The organism is Streptomyces sp. CNX435, from assembly GCF_059570575.1.
Window position 1 is genome coordinate 1 of the sequence record NZ_JCANTA010000056.1, and the last position, 6250, is coordinate 6250.

2 protein-coding genes are annotated in these 6250 nt (G+C 77.0%); both read right to left on the reverse strand.

Annotation, left to right across the window (positions count from 1 at the left end):
* A partial coding sequence (locus T328_RS35810; protein WP_496500451.1) for a type I polyketide synthase occupies positions 1 to 2051 on the reverse strand: 2051 nt, incomplete at its 3' end.
* The coding region (locus tag T328_RS35815; protein ID WP_496500452.1) for an SDR family NAD(P)-dependent oxidoreductase at positions 2048 to 6250 on the reverse strand (4203 nt) is incomplete at its 5' end. The genes T328_RS35810 and T328_RS35815, both read right to left, overlap by 4 nt.

A 6250-nucleotide genomic window follows, 5' to 3' on the forward strand; every position in this document is an offset into this window, starting at 1 on the left:
AGCGCCGCATCCGCGAGGTCGAGAACGCCCGCGCAGTGAGCCGCGGCTATCTCCCCCACCGAATGACCGGCCACATAATCCGGTGTCACGCCCCACTGCTCAAGCAGCCGGAAGAGGGCGACCTCCAACGCGAACAGCGCGGGCTGCGCATACCGCGTCTGGCCCAGCACCTCCGCGTCCCCCGCAAACATCACCTCACGCAGCGGACGGTCCAGATGCGGATCCACCGCCGCCACGACCTCGTCCAACGCCGCGGCGAACGCGGGAAACGCCGCGTACAACTCCCGCCCCATCCCCGGAAACTGACTGCCCTGCCCCGTGAACAGAAACGCCGTCAGGTCCCGCACCGACGCGACGCGCCCCGGCCTCTCGGCCTCCCCGGCCGCCACCGCCGCGAGCTGCCGCACCAGATCCTCGCGGTCCCCGGCCACCACCACCGCGCGGTGGTCGAGCGTCGCCCGCGTCGTCGCCAGCGAACGGGCCAGGGACGCGAGGTCCAGTTCAGGGTGCCGTTCCTCGACGTGCTCCTGGAGCCGGGCCGCCTGGGCGCGGAGAGCGGTGTCGGACTTGGCCGACAGCGGGATCGGGAGCGGCGCGGCGTGCGCGGGCGGCGGCCCCGGCGGCGGCGCCGCGTCCTGCGGGGCGTCCTGCGGTGCGTCCGGGGCCTGTTCCAGGACCACGTGGGCGTTCGTGCCGCTGATGCCGAACGAGGACACCCCCGCGCGGCGCGGCCTGCCCGCCTCCGGCCACGGGCGCGGCTCGGTCAGCAGCGCGAGCGTGCCCGAGGACAGGTCGACGTGCGGCGTCGGCTCGTCGACGTGCAGCGTCGCGGGCAACTCCCCGTGCCGTAGCGCCTGGACCATCTTGATGATCCCCGCGACCCCCGCCGCCGCCTGGGCGTGCCCGATGTTCGACTTCACCGAGCCCAGCCACACCGGCCGACCGTCCGGCCGCTCACGCCCGTACGTCGCCAGCAGCGCCTCCGCCTCGATCGGGTCGCCGAGCGGGGTGCCCGTGCCGTGCGCCTCGACGGCGTCGATGTCCCCCGGGCCCAGCCCGGCGTTCTCCAGCGCCGCGCGGATGACGCGCTGCTGCGACGGCCCGTTGGGTGCGGTCAGCCCGTTGCTCGCGCCGTCCTGGTTCACAGCCGTACCGCGTACGACCGCCAGCACCGTTCGTCCGTTGCGCCGCGCGTCCGACAGCCGTTCCAGGGCCAGCACCCCGACGCCCTCGGACCACCCCGTCCCGTCGGCCGCCGCCGCGAACGACTTGCACCGGCCGTCCGGCGCCAGCCCGCGCTGCCGGCTGAACTCCACGAAGACGCCCGGGCTCGTCATCACCGCCACGCCGCCCACCAGGGCGGTCTCGCACTCCCCGGTGCGCAGCGCGTTCACCGCCAGGTGGAGCGCGACGAGGGACGACGAGCACGCGGTGTCCACCGTCACCGAGGGGCCTTCGAGCCCGAAGACGTACGACACGCGCCCCGACTGCACGCTGGCCGCGATGCCGGTCAGCCGGTGCCCCGCCACCTCCGGCACGTTCTCGTGCAGCGCGGGGCCGTAGTCCTGGCGTACGCCGCCCACGAAGACACCGGTTGCGCTGCCGCGCACCGACGCCGGGTCGATTCCGGCCCGTTCGAACGCCTCCCAGCTCGTCTCCAGCAGCAGCCGCTGCTGCGGGTCCATCGCCAGCGCCTCACGCGGCGAGATCCCGAACAGCTCGGCGTCGAAGTCCCCGGCGCCGTCGAGGAACCCGCCCTCGCGCACGTAGCAGGTGCCGGGCTTGTCCGGGTCGGGGTCGTGCAGGGCGTCGAGGTCCCAGCCGCGGTCGGTGGGGAAGGCGGTCACGGCGTCGCGGCCGGCGGCCACGAGGTCCCACAGGTCCTCCGGCGAGCCGACGCCGCCGGGGAAGCGGCAGGCCATGCTGACGACGGCGACGGGCTCGCGCGCGGCCTCGACCAGGCGTTGGTTCTCCCGCTTGAGCTGCTTTCCCTCCCGTAGGGACTTGCGCAGGGCCTCGACGAGGTTCTCGGTGGACGGTGCGCTGCTCATCGCGTATCACCCGCATCGGAGTCGAGGTCGCCCAAGGCCATGTCGATCAAGCTCTGGGCGTCCAGGGAATCCAGGTCGACGTCGCCCGTCTCGTCGCCCGCCTCGTCCGGCGTCCCGTGCGGCGTCTCGTCCGGCGACGGGGGCGGCGGCGCCGGGTCGTTCGCGGCCAGGGCGAGCAGCGTGTCCAGCAGCCCGGCCTCCCGCAGCCGCGCGGGCGACAGGCGGGCCAGCGCGTCGCGTACGGCCGCCTCGTCGGCGCGCGGCGTCCCGGCGGCCGTCGGCTCCGCCAGCTCCGCCGGCGCCTCCGGGGCGGACGCCAGCAGCCCGGCCAGGTGCTCCGCCAGCGCGTGCGGCGTCGGCCGGTCGAACAGCAGCCCCGCGGGCAGCCGCAGCCCCGTCGCCCTGCTGAGGCGGTTGCGCAGCTCCACCGAGGTCAGCGAGTCGAACCCCAGCTCCGCGAACGCCTCGTCCGGCGCCAGCACCCCGGCGTCGACGTACCCCAGCACCGCCGCCGACTCCGTACACACCAGGTCGAGCACGGCGTTCCGCCGCTCGGTCGCGGTCGCGCCGGCGAGCCGCCGCGCGAGGGCCCCGGCCGCGTCCGGCTCGCCCTGCCCGCCCCGCTCGCGTACGGGCCGGCCCCCGGCGCCGCGTCCCGCGCCCGGCACCAACCCGCGTACCAGCGCGGGTACGTCACCCGCCGCCCCACGCAGTGCCGCGAGGTTCAGCTTGACCGGCAGCGCCACCGGCTCGGCGCCCCGCAGCGCCGCGTCGAACAGCCGCAGCCCCTCCGCCGCCGACAGCGCCCCCGACCCCGCACGCGCCAGCCGGGCCCGGTCGGTCTCGCCCAGCCCGGCGTTCATGCCGCCCGGCTGGTCCCACAGCCCCCACGCCAGCGACACCGCCGGCAGCCCGCGCGCCCGCCGGTGCCGGGCGAGGGCGTCGAGGAAGGCGTTCGCCGCCGCGTAGTTGGCCTGCCCCGGCGCGCCCAGCGTGCCCGCCGCCGACGAGAACAGCGCGAACAGCGCCAGGTCGGCGTCCCGCGTCAGCTCGTGCAGCGCCCACGCCGCGTCCACCTTCGGCACAAAGACGGTACGCAGCCGCTCCGCCGTCATGGCCGCCAGCACGCCGTCGTCCAGCACGCCCGCCGCGTGCACGACCCCGGTCAGCGGGTGCGCCGCCGGCACGCCGGCGAGCAGCCCGGCGAGCGCCTCCCGGTCGGCCACGTCGCAGGCGGCCACGGTCACCGCGGCGCCCAGCCCCTCCAGGTCCGCGACGAGTTCGGCCATGCCGGGCGCCGCGGCACCCCGCCGCCCGGCGAGGAGCAGGTGGCGTATCCCGTACGCGCCGGCCAGGTGGCGGGCGATCAGCCCGCCCAGCGCCCCGGTGGCGCCGGTGACCAGCACCGTGCCGTCCGGGTCCGGCGCGCGCGGCACGGTGAGCGCGACCTTCCCGCGGTGCCTGGCCTGGCCGAGGTGGCGGAACGCCTCGTCCGCGGCGCGTACGTCCCAGACCGTCAGCGGCGGCAGCGTGAGGGCACCCTGCCCGAACAGCGCCAGCACCTCGGCGAGCATCCCGGCGATGCGCTCCGCCCCCGCGTCCATCAGGTCGTATGCCGTGTAGTCCACGCCGGCGTGCGTGGCGCGTACGGCGTCGGCGTCCCTGATGTCCGTCTTGCCCATCTCCAGGAACCGGCCGCCCGGCCGCAGCAGCCGGAGCGAGGCGTCGACGAAGTCGTGGGCCAGCGAGTTCAGCACCACGTCGACCCCGCCGCCGCCCCCCGCGCCGCGGAAGGCGGTCTCGAAGTCGAGCGTGCGGGACGAGGCCACGTGGTCGGCGGGCAGCCCCAGCGCGCGCAGCGCGGCCTGCTTGCCGGGGCTCGCCGTGCCGTACACCTCGGCGCCCAGGTGCCGGGCGAGCTGCACGGCCGCCGTCCCGACGCCGCCGGCCGCCGCGTGCACCAGCACCGACTGGCCCGGCTTGAGCGCGGCGAGGTCCACCAGGCCGTAGTAGGCGGTGAGATAGACGACGGGCACGGTGGCGGCCTGCGCGAAGGACCAGTCGGGGGGCAGGGGCGCCAGCAGCCGCCGGTCGGCCGTCGCGAGCGGGCCGACGGCGCCCCGTACCATCCCGAACACCCGGTCCCCGGGCGCCAGGTCGGTGACGTCGGGCGCGGTCTCGACGACGACCCCGGCGGCTTCGGCGCCGATGGTCACCTCGCCCGGGTACATGCCGAGGGCGCCCAGCACGTCGCGGAAGTTCAGCCCGGCGGCGCGCACGGACAGCCGCACCTGCCCGGGCGCCAGCGCCGCGGTCGCCTCAGGGGCGGGCAGCAGCGCGAGGTTGTCCAGCGATCCGGGCTCGGTCACGTCGAGGCGCCAGGCCGCGGTGTCGTCGCGCGGTACGAGCGCGGGCGCGGCGGCGCGGGCGAGGCGGGCGGCGAGCAGTTCGCCGGCGCGGAGGGCGAGTTGCGGCTCGCCGGCGGCGACGGCCCGCGGCAGGGCGCGGAGCGACTCGGCGGTGCCGTCGGTGTCGACGAGGAGCAGCCGCCCGGGCTGCTCCGCCGCGGCGGCGCGCACGAGTCCCCACACGGTGGCGGCGGCGAGGTCGGGGTCCTCCTCGGTGCCGACGGCCACGGCGCCCCGGGTGAGGACGAGCAGGCGGCCGGCGGCGAGGCGTTCCTCGGCCAGCCAGGCGTTGACCGCGTCCAGCACGCGGGCGGCGACGGCGTGCGCGGCGGCGGGGGCGGAGGCGGGGGCGTCGTCGGTGGCGACGGGGAGCACGAGCAGGTCGGGCGCCCCGGGCAGCGCCGCGGGGTCGAGACCGGGTACGGAGCGGGCGCCGGGCGGCAGCGCGGCGAGCAGGTCGTCGACGTCGGCGGCGGTGGTGGCGGGGGCGGCGGGGGCGAGCCCGGCGGCGGTGGTGACAGGGGTGGCGGTGAGGACGGCCCAGGTGGCCGATGGCTCCTCGGTCCAGCCGTCGGCGGGCAGCGGTGTCCACGTGAGCCGGTGCAGCGAGTCGGTGTCGGCCGGGGCGAACGGGCGCAGCAGCAACGTCCCGACGGAGACGACGGGTTGCCCGGTCGCCGGATCGGTGGCGTCGAGCGTGACGGCGTGGGCGCCGGTGGGGACGATACGTATCCGAAGGCTGCCGGCGTGCGCGCCGTGGAGGCGGACGTCCGTCCAGCTGAAGGGCAGGTATCCCGTGCCGTCGTGCTCGTCGCCGGTGAGGGCGACGGCGTGGAGGGCGGCGTCGAAGAGCGCGGGGTGCAGCGCGAACCGGTCGGCGCCGGGGGTGGCGCCGCCCGCGGGGTCTTCCGGGAGGGAGACCTCGGCGAGGATCTCGTCGCCGTGCCGCCAGGCGGCGTGCAGCCCGCGGAACTTGGGGCCGTAGCGCAGGCCGGCGTCATCGAGGCGCGCGTACAGCTCCGCCGGCGGTACGGGCGTGGCGCCGGCCGGCGGCCAGGCGCCGGGCGCCGGTGCGGGGGCCGGGGTCTCGGCGGCGGTCCCGGTCACGGTGCCGTGGGCGTGCCGGGTCCAGGGCGAACGGTGGCCGTCGTCGCCCGCGGGCCGGGAGTGGACGGCGACCTCGGCGCCGTCGACGGTGACCTGAAGTTCGACGGCGCCGGTGGCCGGGACGGCGAGGGGGGCGCTGAGGACGAGTTCGTCCAGGGCGGTGCGGCCGGTGTGCCGGGCGGCGTGGAGGGCGAGTTCGAGGAACGCGGTGCCGGGGAGGAGGACGGTGTCCGCGACGGCGTGGTCGGCGAGCCAGGGGTGAGTGCGGAGGGAGAGCGTGCCGGCGAAGACCGTCACGCCGCCGTGCTCGGCGAGTTCGATGCCCGGGCCGACCAGCGGATGCCGGCCTTCGGTTGCGGCGGGCGGGGGCGCGTCGAGCCAGAGGCGTTGGTGCTGGAAGGGGTAGGTGGGGAGGTCGGTGAGGCGGGCGCCGGGGAGGAGGGCGGTCCAGTCGGGGGTGGCGGCGTGGTGGGTGTGGAGGGTGGCGAGGGCGGTGAGGAGGGTGTGAACCTGGTCGCGGGTACGGCGCTGGAGCGGGACGGTCAGGCAGTCGCCGTCGGTGAGGCACTCCGTGGCCAGCGTGGTCAGCGCCGCGTCGGGCCCGGCCTCTACGTACGTGGTCACGCCGGCGGCGCGCAGCGCGTCGACGGCGTCGGCGAACCGGACGGGCTCACGGACCTGACG